Raw genomic sequence first — 17,275 nt, 5'->3', positions numbered from 1 at the left:
ACCCCTTAACTCATGGAATGGGACGTTGTAGGACTTTGGATATTGGCCTATCTTACGGGCTCGATATCGAGCGCTGTCATTGTTTGTCGCATTATGCAACTGCCCGATCCTCGAGATTTTGGTTCACACAACCCCGGCGCGACCAATGTCTTAAGACTCGGCGGCAAGAAAGCCGCACTCTTTACCCTCTTAGGGGATATGCTCAAAGCCATTATCCCAATCCTCATTGGCTACGCCCTCGACTTACATAACCGAAACCTCGGTTGGGTCGGCTTTATGGCCTTTATAGGGCACCTATACCCACTGTACTTTAATTTCAAAGGCGGCAAAGGCATGGCGACCTACTTCGGCGCATTGGTCGCTTTATCGCCATTACTGTTGGCCTTTTGTGTCGTGACCTGGGCCGTTACCGCCTTTTTTAGTCGCTATTCGTCTCTTGCATCTCTGCTATCCAGTTTTGCTGTTGCAGCTTTTGGCTTCTACATGGATCATAGGTACTTCTTCCCGCTTTTCGCCATGTTTTTGATACTGACTTGGCGGCATCGCCAAAACATCAAAAATTTATGGCAAGGTACTGAGCGAAAAATCACCGACAAGAAAACGTCGGATAGGAAAGAACCGCCTAAGGTCAACGAATGAGCAAAGCCCACATCAAGAACCCTCTGCGGCTACTACCGCTTTTAGCGTCAATTGTTGCAATCTCGCCACTGGCGATTGATATGTACCTACCCGCAATGCCGACCATTGCCAAAGAATTATCAACCACGCCGACAGCGGTTCAAAACTCCTTGAGCATCTATATGGCGGGCTATGCTCTGGGCATGCTGGTTTTCGGGCCTATCGCCGACCGCATTGGTCGTCGCCGCGTGGTTATCATTGGCTTGCTCGGCTTTGCGTTCTTTTCGGTGGCGTTAGCCTTTTCTGAGTCTATTGAGAGTTTTTTAACCTTACGCTTTTTCCAAGCAGCGATTAGTAGCGGTGCTACTGTCGTTGTGCCTGGGGTGATCCGTGACATGTATGGCAGGCATACCGCAAAAGGGCTGTCATATGTTTCTATGATTATGATGATCGCGCCGATGATTGCACCGAGCATTGGCAGTTTTATTCTGCACTTTACGGGGTGGCGCAGTATATTTTTAGTATTAGCGGCTTACGCCGTGTTAATTCTCGCGCTGGTGCTGTGGAAACTGCCGAGCAGTATGCCAAAGAAGAAAAACCGTCAGTGGCTCAAAGAGTTTGCCAACAACTACAAGTCGGTCTTTGCCAACAAAACGGTGCGTTTGGATATTTTCACCTCCATGTTCGCCACCTTTGCGTTTTTCTGCTACCTCACATCGATTTCGTATCTGTATATCACACACTTCGGCGCCAGCGAAAAATCCTTCAGTATCCTATTCGCTATCAACGTTATCGGCCTATTTATCAGCAACATCGTCAATAGCCGCATCGTCGAACGGTTTGGCTCACGCAAGCTTCTACGCTTCGGCTCCGTTTACGCACTGTTTACGGGCACCGCTTTCTTTACCGTGCTGCAACTCGACTTGGGCCTCTACGTCACAGCAGCCTCAATTTTCCTGCTACTCGGCTCGCTGGCTTTTATCACCACCAATTCCGACGCGCTTGTGTTAAACACCTTTGCTGAAAAAAGCGGCACCGCCACTGCCGTTATTGGCACCCTCCGCTTCGGCTCAGGTGCTCTTGCCGGCCCACTACTCGCCCTCTTGTTTGATGGCACACCGAGTAACTTTGCGTGGTTGGTGCTGGGCTCGGTTGTTTTGGTTTTACTGATGCAAATATTGAATAGGCGCAATACCTTGCCCACCCTATAAACCACCGCCATTACTGCATATATACTTAGGTGATTATTCTCTATGTTTGAATTACTTCTTCTGTTTAGTGCCGGGCTTCTTGGTGGCATGGTTAACTCGATCGCCGGTGGCGGTAGTTTTATCACCTTCCCAGCATTGATGTTTGTGGGTATACCGCCCGTTAGCGCCAATGCCACAAACACTTTTGCTTCCTGCGGTGGTTACTTAAGTGGCGCTTATGCGTTTAAAGATGACTTACGCGCTCACAAAAAAGAATTGCCCAAGCTCATTTTTATCGCACTACTCGGCGGTGTATTGGGCGCTTGGTTACTGCTGCAAATTGCTGAAGATGTGTTCCGCACCTCTATCCCATGGTTATTATTATTCGCAACGCTTCTATTTATCTTCGGCGGACATATAAATGCTTCATTGAAAAAACTCAATTCCCGACATAGACATGCTTCAGCGGTAGGAAAGGTTTTATTAGCACTAACTTTATTCGGGATTTGTGTGTATGGCGGTTTCTTTAACGCAGGTCAAGGGATTATTACGTTAAGTTACTTGGCGCTCGCTGGTTACACCAATATCAACGCGATGAATGGGATTAAACTTCTGCTATCAACGGTGGTTGCCTTAGTCGCCATTGCCATATTCATCTATAACGATGCCATAGCTTGGTATGAAGGTTTAATTGTTTTAGCGGGAGCCTTAGTCGGCGGTTTTATCGCCGCCAACCTATCGAAAAAGCTGTCTCAGCACCACGTCAGACTTTTTGTAATTTTTGCCAGCATTGGTATTACGGTTTACTTCTTTATCGATACTTATGCAAAGGTAAGTCAGTAACCTAGTCTTTTAGACAGTAAGTTAACCTAGCTCAACAATCGGCCAGCGAGGCTTGGCTCTAACCGCTGGCTCTTCAAACTGATCTTGTCCGTTTAGGATTGCTTGATGGCGGCAATAACCCGCGTAAGCAATCATGGCACCGTTATCGGTACAAAATTTAGGGCGTGGGTAATAGGCTTTGCCGCCTTTTGATTCGAGCAAGTCTGTAAGCTTAGCTCTAAGTGCCACGTTAGCGCTAACGCCGCCAGCAACGACCAATCGTTTATGACCCGTTTGCTCTAAGGCTCTACGGCATTTGATAAAAATGGTATCAACCACAGCTTCTTGGAACGCGTAAGCGATATCGGCCATTGATTGCTCTGACTGATCAGAGTCGTTATATAAATTTGCCACAGCGGTTTTTAATCCACTGAAACTAAAATCTAAGCCAGGTCTATCGGTCATAGGCCGTGGTAGTTTATAAACACCGGCTTGGCCTTTTTCCGCGAGCTTCGCTAACGCAGGTCCTCCCGGATAGCCAAGCCCCATGATTTTAGCGGTTTTATCAAAAGCTTCACCAGCGGCATCGTCGATTGATTCGCCTAAAATTTCATACTCTCCTAGGCCTTTTACATCGACCAATAACGTATGGCCTCCCGATACCAGTAACGCCACAAACGGAAACTCTGGCTTATCATCTTCTAACATTGGCGCAAGTAGGTGCCCTTCCATGTGATGCACACCAATCGCTGGAATATCCCATGCATAAGCAAGACTTCTGCCAACGCCAACACCAACAAACAAAGCACCGATTAAACCTGGGCCTTTGGTGTAAGCTATGGCGTCGATATCCTCTTTAGTACAGTTGGCCTGCTTTAATACTTCTTTAACCAACGGGATCGTCTTTCGAACATGATCACGCGAAGCTAGCTCAGGCACCACGCCACCATATTCCGCATGCAGTTCCACTTGACTGTATAAAGCATCACCAATGATCCCTTCTTCAGAATCATAGATAGCGACACCTGTTTCGTCGCAAGACGTTTCTATACCGAGAATTTTCAAAGCAGGTCTAATCTGTTGATGGTGTAAATGATGATTGAATTATATGCGATCTAAACGTCCATAGCGAGAAACAACCATATAACAAACTCGCTAGATTTCTTAATAAGATCGGAACAAGTTCATAGCTTTAAGGAGAGCTCTTCGCTACCTTGTCCGTTCCACATATAGGGGGAATACCATGAAAAAAACCATAATACACGCGGCTGTGGTGGCAACACTTGCAGTCAGCTACTCATCCACCGCCCAATCTGCTGACGAGAATAATAAGGCAGAGAAAGGCAAAAAAGCTGAAACCATGATCGTTACCGGTACTCGTGTCAGCGGCCGTACGATTGAAGACACCGCCGTTCCGGTGGATCTCATCACCAGTGACATCATTGAAGAGTCTGGCGCCAGTGAAGTTGGCGAGTTGCTACAAAAACTCGCACCATCATTTAACTTCTCGCGCACCACCGTGAGCGACGGTACAGACATCATTCGTCCGGCAACCTTGCGTGGTCTAGGTCCTGATCAGGTGCTAATTTTGGTCAACGGTAAACGTCGCCATAGCCAAGCGTGGGTTAACATCCAACAAACCATCGGTCGTGGCTCGGCTGGCACCGACATTAACTCGATTCCAGTGTCTGCTATTGAGCATATCGAAGTCTTGCGCGATGGTGCTGCGGCACAGTACGGTTCTGATGCCATCGCTGGCGTCATCAACATTATCTTAAAAGGTGGCGGCGCAGGTACCACGCTATCTGGAAAGTGGGGCGAGACCAAAGAAGGCGACGGTCAAGTTAACCAAGTGTCAGCCAACAGTACCATTAACATTGGTGACACGGGCTTTTTGAACTTAACCGCGGAATTCCGTGATCGTGGCGCGACCAATCGTGCTGGTATCAGTAATCGCAAAGATCGCGTCATCATGCGTCTAGGCGACTCGTCATCTGAAAATAAATACCTTTTCTTCAACGGTGAAGCCGGTATTGCCTATTTCTTTGGTGGCGTATCCAACCGCTCAGGACAGTCCGCGGGTTTCTATCGCTTTGAAGATCGTGCTGACCGTAACGTACCGCAAGTGTATCCTGATGGCTTCTTACCACTGCAGAACACTCGTGTCGAAGATAAATCCTTAGCTTTTGGTATTCGTGACTTTATCGGCGAATCCTCGTGGGAATACGATCTAAGTGCTGTTTACGGTGATAACCAATTTGCTTTCGCGGCGTCTAACTCGCTTAATGCGTCAATCGCAGCGGAGTATGTGCAAAACAATCCAAACGCTACCGATGCTGAAATCCGTGCCAACTCAGGCCCAACATCAGCTGACAGCGGCAATATCAACTTTACGCAAAGAACCTACAACTTTGATATCAACGGCGCACTGGACTGGGGTTGGTATGATGATATCTACCTCGCCACAGGTCTTGAATACCGTGAAGAACAATATGGTATTCAGTCAGGCGACTTAGTGTCATACTCGTGTGGCTATACTGGCGACACTAACAACCCTTTCCCTTCCGTCATTGACCCTAGCGTGGCGGCGGCTTGCGGTATGCAAGGCTTTCCGGGGTACAGTCCCGAGATCGCGGCTTCAAGCCAGCGTGAACGCGATAACTACGCCTTCTACGTCGACATGGAAACCAACCTGAGTGAAAACTTCTTATTGGGCATCGCAGGTCGTTACGAAGATTACAGTGATGCTGGTGATGCGACGACGGGCAAAATTTCTGCTCGCTGGGACATTACCGACAGCTTCGGTCTACGTGGTGCCGTATCGACAGGTTTCCGTGCACCGAGTTTAGCGCAACGCGCTTTCACCACGGTATTTACCGATGTTGACGGTACTGAGTTGTCACAAACTTTCCACGCGCCAGAAGGTAGTGTGTTCGCTTCTGCCTATGGCGTTGATCAGCTAGAACACGAGTCGTCTGAAAACATCAGCTTGGGCATGGTCTATAGTCCAGGTAACGGCTTAAGCGTGTCTTTAGATGCTTATCAAATCGATATTGAAGACCGTATCGTACTTGGTGGTGGCTTAAATGGTCAGAATGCTGACGCTAACGGTAACCCTGTGGTGAATCAGGAAGCGTTAGATTTCTTAAATGCCAACGGTTATAACAAAGGTCAGTTCTTCTCTAACGCCATTGACACAGAAACCTTCGGTGCGGATTTAGTCCTGACCTACGACTGGGGCACTGATGACTGGGGTGACTTCACCTTCACTTGGTTAACTCACTACAATCGTACTGAGATTAAAGAAATCAACGCCCCTGATGGTGTGCTACCTGAAACCTTATTCTCACAAGCACAAGTGGATAATGTTGAAACAGGACAACCACGTCAGCGTTTACTGCTCGGTTTAGACTGGTCAATCAACAATTGGTCGACCTCATTGAAGGTCAACCGTTACGGTAAAGTGAAAACATCATTCTTTACGTGTCAGGGCTTAGGTATCCCAACTCAAAACCCAGACGTGTGTAACGGCGTTTTAGGAATCGATCCATCTCCTGAAGTTCGCTCGAGCGCCAAATGGCTGGCTGACTTGGAAGTTCGATATGACTTTGATAATGGTGTGACCTTTACTATTGGCGGTAACAACATTACTGATGAATACCCTGATAAACTTCCGGATAATGCGGTTCATCGCTTCATCAGTGATTCGCCAGAATTCGGTAACTATATTTATCCTTGGGAGTCGACGCCATTCGGTATTAACGGTGCTTTCTACTACGTTAAACTCGACTACAGCATCCAATAAGCAAAAAAAAGGCCTCAAATGGGGCCTTTTCTTTGATCTTTTAACCAAAAATGTTTAAAATTTGCGCCCTTCTGAGTGATTTTATATGTGCTTGGAAGATAACACATTGATTTTATTAACATTAACTTAAGGTTAGGTGATTTTTAATGCCAAGCGTAAGAGTAAAAGATAACGAGCCATTTGACGTTGCATTACGTCGCTTCAAGCGCTCATGCGAAAAAGCAGGTATTTTGGCTGAAGTCCGTAAGCGTGAACATTACGAGAAGCCAACATCTGTTCGCAAGCGTCAAAAAGCAGCGGCAGTAAAGCGTGCAGCGAAAAAAGTAGCTCGCGAAAACGCTCGTCGCATTCGCTTGTATTAAGAGCTTATTGAAGCATTTCTTTTTAGAAACCGTGAAAATAAGTAGAGGGTAGCCGTGTCAGCAATACATGATAATCTTAAAGAGGCAATGAAAGATGCCATGCGCGCTAAGCAAAAAGAGCGCTTGACAACTATTCGCCTGGCTTTGTCTGCTATTAAGCAGGTTGAAGTCGATACTCGTGAAACGCTAGATGACGCGGCCATTCTTGCTATCTTAGACAAGCTGGTTAAGCAACGACGCGATTCGATTAAGCAATATGAAGATGCTGGCCGCCAAGAGCTAGCGGACGTCGAAAAAGCAGAAATCGACGTGCTTCAAGAATTCCTCCCAAAGCCTCTGACTGACGAAGAAATCGAAGCCCTTATTGAAGATGCAGTTGCCAAGACAGGCGCTGAGTCGATGAAAGACATGGGCAAAGTCATGGGGATGCTAAAACCACAGCTACAAGGCCGCGCCGACATGGGTGCTGTTAGTGGTAAAATTAAGGCTCGTCTGTCTTAATTAGACATTTCTATTGTACAAGCTAGGTAAACTATTCGCCCTCTGCTATGATTGGGCTCATTAATCGTATTCCCTAAATAAAGTTCCTTATAAGAAAAGATGGCCCTGATCCCTCAGCAGTTTATTCAAGAACTACTGGCTCGAATCGACATTGTTGATTTGATAGATTCGCGTGTGCCATTAAAAAAAGCTGGTACTAATTACAAAGCTTGCTGTCCTTTTCATGGCGAGAAAACACCGTCATTCACCGTCAGCCAGGACAAACAGTTTTACCACTGCTTCGGTTGTGGGGCGCATGGCAACGCCATTGGCTTTGTCATGGAATACGATCGACTAGAGTTCCCAGACGCGGTTGAAGAATTAGCCTCGAGCCTAGGGCTTGAAGTCCCTCGCGACGACAATGCACCAAACCGTCCTAAAGTCGATGTGAGCTTATACGAGCTGATGGAAAAAATCGCTAAGTTCTATCAACGCCAACTAACCATGCCACAAGGCAAACCCGCGGTTGAATACCTCAAAAAGCGAGGGTTAAGTGGCGAAATAGCAAAGACCTTTGGCATTGGGTTTGTGCCGGGCGAATGGCGTAATCTAGAGAAGATTTTCCCTAGACTGGGTACTGATCAAAAGCTTCAAAAGCAACTGATCGACTGCGGCATGCTGATCAAAAAAGAGAACTCGATTTATGATCGGTTCCGTGATCGCATCATGTTCCCGATTAAAGACAAGCGCGGTCGTGTCATAGCTTTCGGTGGACGAATTATTGATCAGGGTGAGCCAAAGTACCTGAACTCACCTGAAACGCCCATTTTTCATAAAAGTAACGAACTTTATGGTTTATACCAAGCTCGCCAAGCTAACCGTAAGCTCCAACGACTATTAATCGTAGAAGGCTATATGGATGTGGTGGCGCTGGCACAATTTGGTATCACTAATGCCGTGGCCACGCTAGGCACAGCCACCACCGAAAGCCACTTGCAGCAACTCTTTCGCACCACGCGTGAGTTAGTTTTATGCTTTGATGGCGATCGCGCAGGCCGTGATGCAGCCCTCCGCGCTTTAGATCATGGGCTATCGCAGCTACGCGATGGTCGAGAAATAAAGTTGATGTTTTTACCTGATGGCGAAGATCCAGACTCGATGGTACGCCAAGTTGGCAAAGACAATTTCATCCAGCAGGTTGAATCAGCGACACCTTTATTTGAATTTTTACTGCAGCACCTTGCGTCACAAGTCGATTTAGACTCGGTTTCTGGCCGTGGTCAGCTAGTACACCTAGCTAAGCCTTATCTCGAAAAGGTGAACGACCCGATTTACCATGAATTTTTTAGCAACGCACTAGCGGCGAAAGCCAAGCTGTCTGTCGAAAAGTTGGAGCGCATTATTGAGCAGCCAGAGGCTAAACCCCAACCGGCAGCCAAGCCTAAGCCGGCTCAAAGCACGGCAAAAGTTAATAAAACCATACAGTTAGCGCTGACATTATTGCTACAAAAACCGTCGCTTGGCCTCCAAATTACTAATTTTGCTTGGCTTAAAACCTTGCCAGACAAGGGCCCGAAACTCCTGCAGCAACTCCTTGAAATTATTCATAACAACCCCAATATTACTACAGGAACCCTGCTAGAATATTGGCGAGATCAGGAAAAACTGTATCAACGCCTTTCACAGCTCGCGGTTAATGAACGTGAAGAGCGCATGCAGGGTAATGAACAAGCGGAACTACAGGACTGCATGAAGCAACTGTTACGTCAGGCGCAAACCCAGCGTTTGGACTATTTAAGGTTAAAGGATGAACAGTCAGGTCAAAAATTAACGGCTACAGAAAAATCCGAATACCAGCAATTACTATTGTTGGCCAAACAAAAGCCTCAAAAAGCAGAAAGAAGCTAACGCTTGCTGTCATGGGGCCTAATTCTGTATAATTTGCGGTTCGCCATGCGTCAACCGCAAGGTTTTGTGTGTCTATCGCAAAGCCAAGATTATGTTCGCAAATGGTGTGTGATCACAACAAAGGTATTCTAGATGTCAGAGAATTCGCAACAGTCACAACAGTCGCAGTTAAAGCTACTTATTGCGAAAGGTAAAGAGCAGGGTTTCTTAACCTACGCAGAAGTGAATGACCACTTACCGCCAGATATTGTCGATCCGGAACAGATCGAGGATATCATCCGCATGATTAACGACATGGGTATTCAGGTGTACGAAACAACACCTGATGAAGATGAGTTAATTATTAACGATGACTCGGTGACTGATGAAGACGCCGCTGAAGAAGCTGCCGCGGCTTTAGCCAGCGTTGACGGTGAGTTTGGCCGTACAACAGACCCAGTGCGCATGTACATGCGTGAAATGGGTAGCGTCGAACTATTAACTCGCGAAGGCGAGATTGATATCGCTAAACGTATTGAAGAAGGTATCCGTCAGGTCCTAACCGCTATCGGTAATTACCCTGACACCATTCGTATTTTGCTAGAGGAATACGACCAATATAAAAATGAATTTATTCGTTTAACTGATATCGTGACTGGCTTCCTTGATGGTGAAGAAGCTGAATTCGTACAGGAAGAATCTGAAGCAGCACAAATCGCTAACGCTAACGCTGAAGCTGACGACGAAGACATCGACGACGATGCTGAAGACGACGAAGATGATGACGATACTTCTGAAGTGGATACTGGACCCGATCCAGAGGAAGCTGAAGAGCGCTTCACTGAACTGTCAAAGCAGTATGAAAAAACAGTAAAAGCCATTAAACGTTACGGTCGAGATCACAAATCAGCCATGAAACAGCTCGAAGCAATGCGTGAGTTGTTCATGAACTTAAAACTTGCTCCGCGTATGTTTGAGTACCTTGTTCAAAACCTCCGCACTAAGATGGACGGTATTCGTGAACAAGAGCGTTACATCATGCACATGGCTGTTAAAAAGTCTCGCATGCCGCGCAAAACCTTCATCACGACGTTCTCAGGTGCTGAAACCAACTCTGAATGGTTGGATGGTCACCTTGCAAAGAAGAGCAAATACTCAGAAGCTTTAGCCGAGTTCGCAGAAGATATTCGTAAAGCACAGCGTAAGATGCAGCTGATCGAAGAAAGCTGTGATCTATCGGTGCTAGAAATTAAAGAAGCCAACCGTGAAATGTCAATCGGTGAAGCCAAGGCTCGCCGCGCCAAGAAAGAAATGGTTGAAGCGAACTTACGTCTGGTTATCTCGATTGCCAAAAAGTACACCAACCGTGGTCTACAATTCCTAGATTTGATTCAGGAAGGTAACATCGGCTTGATGAAAGCGGTGGACAAGTTCGAATACCGTCGTGGTTATAAGTTCTCGACTTATGCGACTTGGTGGATTCGCCAGGCAATCACACGTTCGATCGCGGATCAGGCGCGTACCATTCGTATTCCGGTACACATGATTGAAACGATCAACAAGTTGAACCGTATTTCTCGCCAAATGCTTCAGGAAATGGGCCGTGAGCCGCAGCCAGAAGAGTTGGCAGAGCGTATGGAAATGCCGGAAGACAAAATCCGCAAAGTCTTGAAGATTGCCAAAGAGCCAATCTCCATGGAAACACCAATTGGTGATGATGAAGATTCACATCTTGGTGACTTTATTGAAGACTCCACGATTGACTCTCCTGTCGATGCAGCCACTGGCGAAAGCTTGAAAGAAGTCACTGACGAAATCTTAGCAGGCCTAACCGCTCGTGAAGCTAAAGTTCTTCGTATGCGTTTTGGTATTGATATGAATACCGACCACACGCTAGAAGAAGTTGGCAAGCAGTTCGACGTGACTCGTGAGCGTATTCGTCAAATTGAAGCTAAGGCACTGCGTAAATTGCGTCACCCTAGCCGCTCAGAAAAGCTTCGTACTTACATCGACGAGTAACACACTCTGATAAATCGGATTTATCCCCGATTTGATATTGCACGCGCAGGCGTTTTCTCGTAAACTCCTGCGCGTTAACATTTTTAGCATCGTACTATTCTTATGCGAGCTTCAAATGGGCCCGTAGCTCAGTTGGTTAGAGCATCCGACTCATAATCGGCAGGTCCCCCGTTCAAGTCGGGGCGGGCCCACCATCCATACATAATCATTGATAGTTCCCCAGCTTTCGATAACAATAAACGAAAACAAAGGGAGTACCACATTAATGAAATCATGGGCGTCCAAACTCTATAATATCTGGGAACTGACAAGAAGCAGTTTGTTTTACGTGCCCGTCATCATTTCATTCATGTTTATTGGTGGGATTCTTTTAGTATTTTGGCTAGAGCTCACCTATACCGAATACGTCGAGAAGCTAAAGTTTCTTTATGCCGGCTCCATAGAAGACGCAAAAACTATCCTTCAGACCATCTTGTCGGCCCTTATCACCATGACCACCCTAGTCATATCCATCACCATGGTGGTGTTAAGTTTATCCGCTTCTCAGCTTGGACCAAGATTAATAAAAATCTTTATGAGTAGCCGACGCACTCAGATCTATATCGGTATCTTCTTTGGCAGCATTGCACTGACTCTAACCTTACTGATCCTGCTACACGATCAGTCGACTTTTGAGCAACCACCCAAGTTAACTATTAGCAGTTGCTTTGTTTTAGCCTTCATAAACCTCTTTGTGTTATTGGGTTACGTCAATCATGTTGCTCGCTCTGGAATTGCAGACACCACCATTGAGCGAGTCACCAAAGAGTTAGAGAACTCTCTGGCACGCCTTTGCGATAATACCAACAGCCAACAACATTCAGAGGCATCCTCAATTCCCTCAGAACTGACGCAACACAAGCGCGATATTTACAGTGCAAGCAGCGGTTATATCCAAAATATTCAGTACCCTGCGTTGCTTGAAATAGCTAACCAAAACGATCTTCTGATCAATATGGAGTGTCGGGCTGGAGACTACACCTTCTCTGGGCAGAAGATCGGAACCCTGTTCCCAAAAAATCATGCTCATGCCGATATTGAGATCAAGGTTGTCGAGTGTATTGATATTGGAGCTAACAAAACAGGCGCACAAGATATTGAATACTCCATAAGGCACCTTGCAGAAATTGGGCTCAGAGCTTTATCACCAGGTATCAACGATAACTTCACCGCCATGACTGTTTTGGATAAGTTATCGGGGATCTTAAGCGCCGCCTTAGACACTGACCTCCCGCAACACATTTATCATGACGAAGATAACAAACTTAGGCTTATTGGAAAGTCAGTCACCAAGTCAGATATTGTTCACAGCGCACTCTCACAAATCAGGGACGCCGGTAAAACAAAACCAGATATCCTACACCATATCATTGTGATTATTGGGCAGATTAGCTTAACGTTAAAGTCCCAAGATGCTCAGATAGCCTTGAACCAACAAGTTGAGCTTATTAAGCAACATATTCACGAATACTTTCACGGCAAAGAAGAGGAAACTTATCTATTGAAGGCCATAGAAAAGTATTCCCTATAAAAACAACGGTGGGGCATTTCTCAGCCCCACCACATAACAGAACACCTTCAAACAATACTACTTTGTCATTAGACCTCTGAACCAGCGCTTCACATGTGCTGTCTTGTAGTAAAGTAAAGGTACCAGCACCAGTGTCACCACTGTCGAGAATAGAATGCCAAACCCTAGCGACACGCCCATCGGGATTAAAAACTGAGCCTGAGTCGATTTTTCAAAGATCAGCGGCATCAGGCCTGCAAAAGTTGTTAATGAGGTCAGCATCACAGGGCGCAAGCGTCTTACACCAGCATGTAACACTGCTTCTTTTAAACTTTCTCCGTGAATACGACGTTGCTGGTTAATGTAATCCACCAGAACGAGTGAATCATTCACCACAACGCCCGTTAGCGCCAGCATCCCCATCATACTCATGATCGACAGAGGCATTCCCATAACCCAGTGTCCAATCGTGGCCATGGCTGCACCAAATGGGATCACAGCCATGACAACAAACGGCTGGGCATAGGATTTAAATGGAATCGCCAATAATATGTATATCGTGAATAATACGAAGCCTAGGCTGATCAATAAATTGTAGTTTGACTCTTCTTGTTCTCGCGCTTCGCCCTCTAAGCTAAAAGAAACTCCAGGGTAACTGGAAACGATTTCTGTCGCGTCCTCGATAATGCGACGTTTAATCGCTTCGATGTCAGCACTTTCTTTATCAACATCAGCGGTAATATTTAAAGTTCGCTGACGATTGATACGATAAATACTGGCAGGACTTTTTCCATAAGACAATTCAGCTAACTGAGATAATGGAATCTTCCCGCCCGTCGGCGTGTTAATTAACAGTCCATTAAGCCCTTCAAGGCTCCCCCGCTCTTCTTGCGCTAGCCTTAGCATGACACGAACATCTTCCCTGCCACGCTGAATGCGTTGTACCTCCACGCCAAAATAGGCACTTCGGACCTGGCGAGCGAGGTCACTCAAGCTTAAGCCAAGCGTTTCAGCTTGTGGCTTTAGCTTGAATTGAATCTCTTGTTTACCTTTTGAAAAGCTATCCGTAATATCAAAAACTCCAGACACTCGAGATAAACGTTCTTTGACTTCTTGTGCTGCAGCATTGAGTCGCGTGATATCTGAGCCTCTTAATTGAACATCAATGGGATCACCACTGCGCCCGATTTCAGCTCTAAAGGTTAACGTCTCAACACCCGGTAGCGGGCCAATCAATTGTCGCCACTCGGCGACCAACTTGGTACTGGTAATTGATTCATCACGCTTTTCTGGTGGCATCATTTCCAGCATGACACGACCAATATTTGAAGAAGCCGAACCGCCACCCCAAGTTGAACCACTGGAAGAGAAGATATGCTCGATTACCGAGTTACCCTCATCATCACGGTATTTATCTTGTAGCTTAAGCGCAGCCTCCGTAATTCGCTCAACGTAAGCATCGGTAACTTCAAAAGGCGTGCCTTCTGGCATCTGCAACGATACTCGCGCAATCTCACTTTGGATTCTCGGGAAATACACAAAGCGCGTAATGCCACTGGAAATTGTCGCCCACACAATCAACAATATCCCCACAAAAATAACCAGACTGAGCTGCCAACGGTGTAACACAAATGCCAGCGTAGGCTTATAAAACTTTAATATTCCGCTCTCAAACCCCTTGGCGAACTTTTGCTGGTATTGAATGATTTTGTTGGGTTTCTTTTGGTCCTTGCGAGGTTTCGTGTGACCAATATGTGCTGGAAGGATGAACTTTGATTCAATCAAAGAAAAGATTAACACTGGAATAACGATGTAGGGGATCTGCGAATAAAACACACCCCAGCCACCACCCATGAAAGCTAATGGCAAGAACGCAACCATGGTTGTAATTACACCAAACGTTACAGGAACCGCAACTTCTTTGGTGCCATTAATCGCTGCGTCTAAAGGCTGATCACCTTTATTCAGGTGATTGTAAATATTCTCACCAGTAACAATCGCATCATCGACCACAATACCGAGCACTAGAATAAAGGCAAAAAGACTAATCAAATTTACACTAATACCTAACTCTGGCATAAAAATCATGCCACCGGCAAAAGCAATAGGAATCCCTAGACTTACCCATAAAGCGATACTTGGTCGCAAAAACAAAGCGAGAAGCAAAATAACCAGCAAGCCGCCTTGCAAAGCTGAGCTGATAAGTGTGCTCAATCTCGCTTCTAACGGCTCGGAGCGATCGCGCCAAACTGACAAGCTCACACCTGCGGGAAGCTCCTCACTTTTTGTTTCAACATAATCAATAACTCGTTCTGACACATCAATCGTACTTTGTGTCCCGGTGCGATATATTTCTAGCTCAATGGAAGGTTTTCCATCAAAGCGAGTGTTAATACTTTCTTCTTCAAAACCATCTCGCACATTGGCCAGATCACCCAACTCTAAAATCGTACCATCGGGCCGAGTGAGAATGGGGATACGAGTAAAGTCTTCTCGAGTATATGACTGCCCTTTCAAGCGTAATAAGATGTCGCCGCGCTCAGAGCGAACCTGGCCTGCTGATAAATCCAACGATCGTTGATTAACCGCATTAGCCACATCTTGAAGCGTCAGATTGAATTCGTTGAGTTTGTCTTGATTAAATTCGATGGCAATTTCATAAGATCGCACGCCGGAAGTTTCAATCTGAGACAATCCAGGCAACGAAGCGATTTCCTGCTGAATAATTTCAGCATAACGGCGCAAATCTTTTTCAGGAAGCTCACCACTCACCACCACACTGATCGCTTCTCTGCGACGAATCGACTGCGAAATAATGGGCTTTTCAGCTTCCAACGGCAAGGTATTCATTGCGTCTACACGGCTTTTGACCTGGTCTAGCAAGTCCTTAACGTTATAACCTTCTTCTACTTCAATAGTGACTCGTCCAATGCCTTCAGAAGAGCTTGAGGAAAGCTCTTTGATCCCCTCAAGATCGTAAACAGCTTCCTCAATACGAGTCGACACGGTTTGCTCAACTTCTTCAGGCGTTGAGCCTCGAAATGGAACCGACACGTTAATGTAGTCAAACTCGATGCTGGGGAATGTTTCAACTGTAACTCGTTGCCACATGGTGTAAGAACCAGCAATCAATATCACGAACATCAACAAATTCGCTGCAACAGAGTTTCTAGCAAACCAACTAATCATATCGACTTACTCCACTGTTGAGCTTGTTGATGAGTTCACCATGGGTTTAGATTTTCCGCTGGCGTGACTCATGTCATCTTTCAGTCGTGCTTTAGCACCATCAGCCACAAAGCTCAACCTAGAAGTGACTAACGACTCACCCTCTTCAAGTGCTGGAGTGGCTCCTTTAGGATTAATCACGGTGTTTTTTTCATCTTGCCACAGAATGTCGATATCACGTCGGTAAACAGCACCTTCTCTGTAGACAAAGATCTGGTCATCTGCAGTTAGTACTGTTGACGGTATGACCACAACATCCTGCAATAACTCACCCTCAATTTCAGCACTGACAAACTGCCCAACTTTCACTTTTGGGTTATCCGCTAAAAACTTAGGAGGCAGCTTTGCAGTGATATACCACTGCCGAGTATCTTCGTCGATCACGCTATCACTTCGGTCAACGGGCACAATCCAAGATTCTGTTTGTCCTGCAAAATCTGCAACTAACTTGGCTTGGGCCACGCCATTCGACGGTGACTTTAAAAACTGAACTTTGTTGCTGGGAACCGGCAAGCGAACTTCTAATGAATCACTAGAGAAAATTCTGGCTACAGGCGTATTGCTATTAATCAACTCACCAATACTAACCAAGCGCTCGACGATATAGCCATCGTATGGCGCAACCACAGTCGCTCGGCTCAATGCCAGTTTTGCTTTTTCCAAGCGGGCGCTGGCGGCATCAAGTTTAGCCTGAGCGGATGCTAATTGAGGCTTCCTTAAGACTAAGTCGCTGGCCTTTCTACCAGGATTAATTTTTTCCCAATCTTTAATCGCTTGCTCAGCGCGAGCTTTTTCTTCATTAAGGGCCAACCGAGCATTGGCCACCTCAGCTCTAGCTATCCGCACTTCAATGTCATAGTCACGAGCATCAATTCTTAATAGTTCCTGGCCTTTTTTAATTGGCAAACCTGTTTTAAAGTTTTCAGCAACCGACACAACCTGCCCCGAGACTTGAGCTACCAACTGGCTCGACATAGCCGCCTCAATGTTGCCATATGAGTCAATAAACACTTGATAGTCCTCATAGACCACTGGCGCGACCTCAATGGTTTCAACCGTTTCAGGAGGCTTGCGATTAAAGGCCTTCGGCTTGCTACTGGTCATTATTTTTACCAAGACAATAACCGAAATAAGGATAATCAGCGGTAATATCACTGACAACAACATGTTTTTCTTTTTACTGCTCATAGGCGTCTACTTATAACTTACTGATATAGTTAATAAAATTAGGGGACTTTAAACAAAGCGCAATCATAGCGCATACAGTGTAAACATTTCGTCGATAAGCGACTCTTAAGTGTAGCTTTATAAATGT

Annotated in this window: 12 protein-coding genes and 1 tRNA gene; 10 read left to right on the top strand and 3 right to left on the bottom strand. The window is 46.0% G+C overall.

The genetic code is table 11. The features are described 5' to 3' along the window. Positions 1 to 12 precede the first annotated feature (12 nt). From plsY to KFK88_RS03650, 3 genes are read left to right on the top strand one after another with little or no spacing between them, the layout of a single operon-like run. Positions 13 to 639, top strand: coding sequence for a glycerol-3-phosphate 1-O-acyltransferase PlsY (plsY, locus tag KFK88_RS03660; protein ID WP_223577298.1), 627 nt, complete (start codon positions 13 to 15; stop codon positions 637 to 639). Continuing rightward, the gene (locus KFK88_RS03655; protein WP_223577297.1) at positions 636 to 1,829 is read left to right on the top strand and encodes a Bcr/CflA family multidrug efflux MFS transporter; all 1,194 of its coding nucleotides are present in this window, start codon (positions 636 to 638) and stop codon (positions 1,827 to 1,829) included. Before plsY ends, KFK88_RS03655 begins: the two co-directional genes overlap by 4 nt. A 42-nt stretch (positions 1,830 to 1,871) precedes the next feature. After that, positions 1,872 to 2,651: a sulfite exporter TauE/SafE family protein gene (locus tag KFK88_RS03650; protein ID WP_223577296.1), complete on the top strand. Its 780-nt coding sequence runs from the start codon at positions 1,872 to 1,874 to the stop codon at positions 2,649 to 2,651. A gap of 21 nt (positions 2,652 to 2,672) precedes the next feature. Here KFK88_RS03650 and tsaD read toward each other — a convergent pair whose 3' ends face one another. Then, positions 2,673 to 3,695: a tRNA (adenosine(37)-N6)-threonylcarbamoyltransferase complex transferase subunit TsaD gene (gene tsaD, locus KFK88_RS03645; protein ID WP_223577295.1), complete on the bottom strand. Its 1,023-nt coding sequence runs from the start codon at positions 3,693 to 3,695 to the stop codon at positions 2,673 to 2,675. A gap of 178 nt (positions 3,696 to 3,873) precedes the next feature. Here tsaD and KFK88_RS03640 point away from each other — a divergent pair, with 178 nt between their 5' ends. The 7 genes from KFK88_RS03640 (at position 3,874) to KFK88_RS03610 (ending at position 12,753) form a co-directional block, all read left to right on the top strand. Continuing rightward, complete coding sequence (locus KFK88_RS03640) at positions 3,874 to 6,435, top strand: TonB-dependent receptor plug domain-containing protein (RefSeq protein WP_223577294.1); 2,562 nt, start codon at positions 3,874 to 3,876, stop codon at positions 6,433 to 6,435. Between the two features lie 146 nt (positions 6,436 to 6,581). Further along, positions 6,582 to 6,797 carry a 30S ribosomal protein S21 gene (gene rpsU, locus KFK88_RS03635; RefSeq protein ID WP_223577293.1) on the top strand — a complete coding sequence of 72 codons (216 nt, stop codon included), beginning with the start codon at positions 6,582 to 6,584 and terminating at the stop codon, positions 6,795 to 6,797. Between the two features lie 54 nt (positions 6,798 to 6,851). Next, positions 6,852 to 7,298: a GatB/YqeY domain-containing protein gene (locus tag KFK88_RS03630; RefSeq protein ID WP_223577292.1), complete on the top strand. Its 447-nt coding sequence runs from the start codon at positions 6,852 to 6,854 to the stop codon at positions 7,296 to 7,298. A gap of 99 nt (positions 7,299 to 7,397) precedes the next feature. Then, on the top strand, positions 7,398 to 9,185 hold the full coding sequence (dnaG, locus tag KFK88_RS03625) for a DNA primase (protein WP_223577291.1): 1,788 nt from the start codon (positions 7,398 to 7,400) through the stop codon (positions 9,183 to 9,185). Positions 9,186 to 9,317: 132 nt separating this feature from the next. Further along, positions 9,318 to 11,183: an RNA polymerase sigma factor RpoD gene (gene rpoD, locus KFK88_RS03620; protein WP_223577290.1), complete on the top strand. Its 1,866-nt coding sequence runs from the start codon at positions 9,318 to 9,320 to the stop codon at positions 11,181 to 11,183. 117 nt (positions 11,184 to 11,300) lie between these two features. Beyond that, positions 11,301 to 11,377, top strand: a tRNA-Ile gene (locus KFK88_RS03615). A gap of 71 nt (positions 11,378 to 11,448) precedes the next feature. Beyond that, positions 11,449 to 12,753, top strand: a complete 1,305-nt coding sequence (locus KFK88_RS03610; protein ID WP_223577289.1) for a DUF2254 domain-containing protein — start codon at positions 11,449 to 11,451, stop codon at positions 12,751 to 12,753. A gap of 57 nt (positions 12,754 to 12,810) precedes the next feature. On the opposite strand, the gene KFK88_RS03605 is transcribed toward KFK88_RS03610, so the two are convergent. Next, positions 12,811 to 15,921 carry an efflux RND transporter permease subunit gene (locus tag KFK88_RS03605; RefSeq protein WP_223577288.1) on the bottom strand — a complete coding sequence of 1,037 codons (3,111 nt, stop codon included), beginning with the start codon at positions 15,919 to 15,921 and terminating at the stop codon, positions 12,811 to 12,813. 6 nt (positions 15,922 to 15,927) lie between these two features. Continuing rightward, complete coding sequence (locus KFK88_RS03600; RefSeq protein WP_223577287.1) at positions 15,928 to 17,148, bottom strand: efflux RND transporter periplasmic adaptor subunit; 1,221 nt, start codon at positions 17,146 to 17,148, stop codon at positions 15,928 to 15,930. Between the last annotated feature and the right edge of the window lie 127 nt (positions 17,149 to 17,275).

The organism is Kangiella taiwanensis (genome assembly GCF_020005165.1).
Lineage (GTDB): Bacteria > Pseudomonadota > Gammaproteobacteria > Enterobacterales > Kangiellaceae > Kangiella > Kangiella taiwanensis.
The sequence above is the reverse complement of the archived record's forward strand: the minus strand, read 5'-3'. Positions and strand labels throughout refer to the sequence as shown.

Coding starts and splice junctions, on each gene's coding strand:
- plsY (WP_223577298.1), top strand. CDS start 13: ATGGAATGGGACGTTGTAGGACTTTGGATATTGGCCTATCTTACGGGC.
- KFK88_RS03655 (WP_223577297.1), top strand. CDS start 636: ATGAGCAAAGCCCACATCAAGAACCCTCTGCGGCTACTACCGCTTTTA.
- KFK88_RS03650 (WP_223577296.1), top strand. CDS start 1,872: ATGTTTGAATTACTTCTTCTGTTTAGTGCCGGGCTTCTTGGTGGCATG.
- KFK88_RS03640 (WP_223577294.1), top strand. CDS start 3,874: ATGAAAAAAACCATAATACACGCGGCTGTGGTGGCAACACTTGCAGTC.
- rpsU (WP_223577293.1), top strand. CDS start 6,582: ATGCCAAGCGTAAGAGTAAAAGATAACGAGCCATTTGACGTTGCATTA.
- dnaG (WP_223577291.1), top strand. CDS start 7,398: ATGGCCCTGATCCCTCAGCAGTTTATTCAAGAACTACTGGCTCGAATC.
- rpoD (WP_223577290.1), top strand. CDS start 9,318: ATGTCAGAGAATTCGCAACAGTCACAACAGTCGCAGTTAAAGCTACTT.
- KFK88_RS03610 (WP_223577289.1), top strand. CDS start 11,449: ATGAAATCATGGGCGTCCAAACTCTATAATATCTGGGAACTGACAAGA.
- KFK88_RS03605 (WP_223577288.1), bottom strand. CDS start 15,921: ATGATTAGTTGGTTTGCTAGAAACTCTGTTGCAGCGAATTTGTTGATG.
- KFK88_RS03600 (WP_223577287.1), bottom strand. CDS start 17,148: ATGAGCAGTAAAAAGAAAAACATGTTGTTGTCAGTGATATTACCGCTG.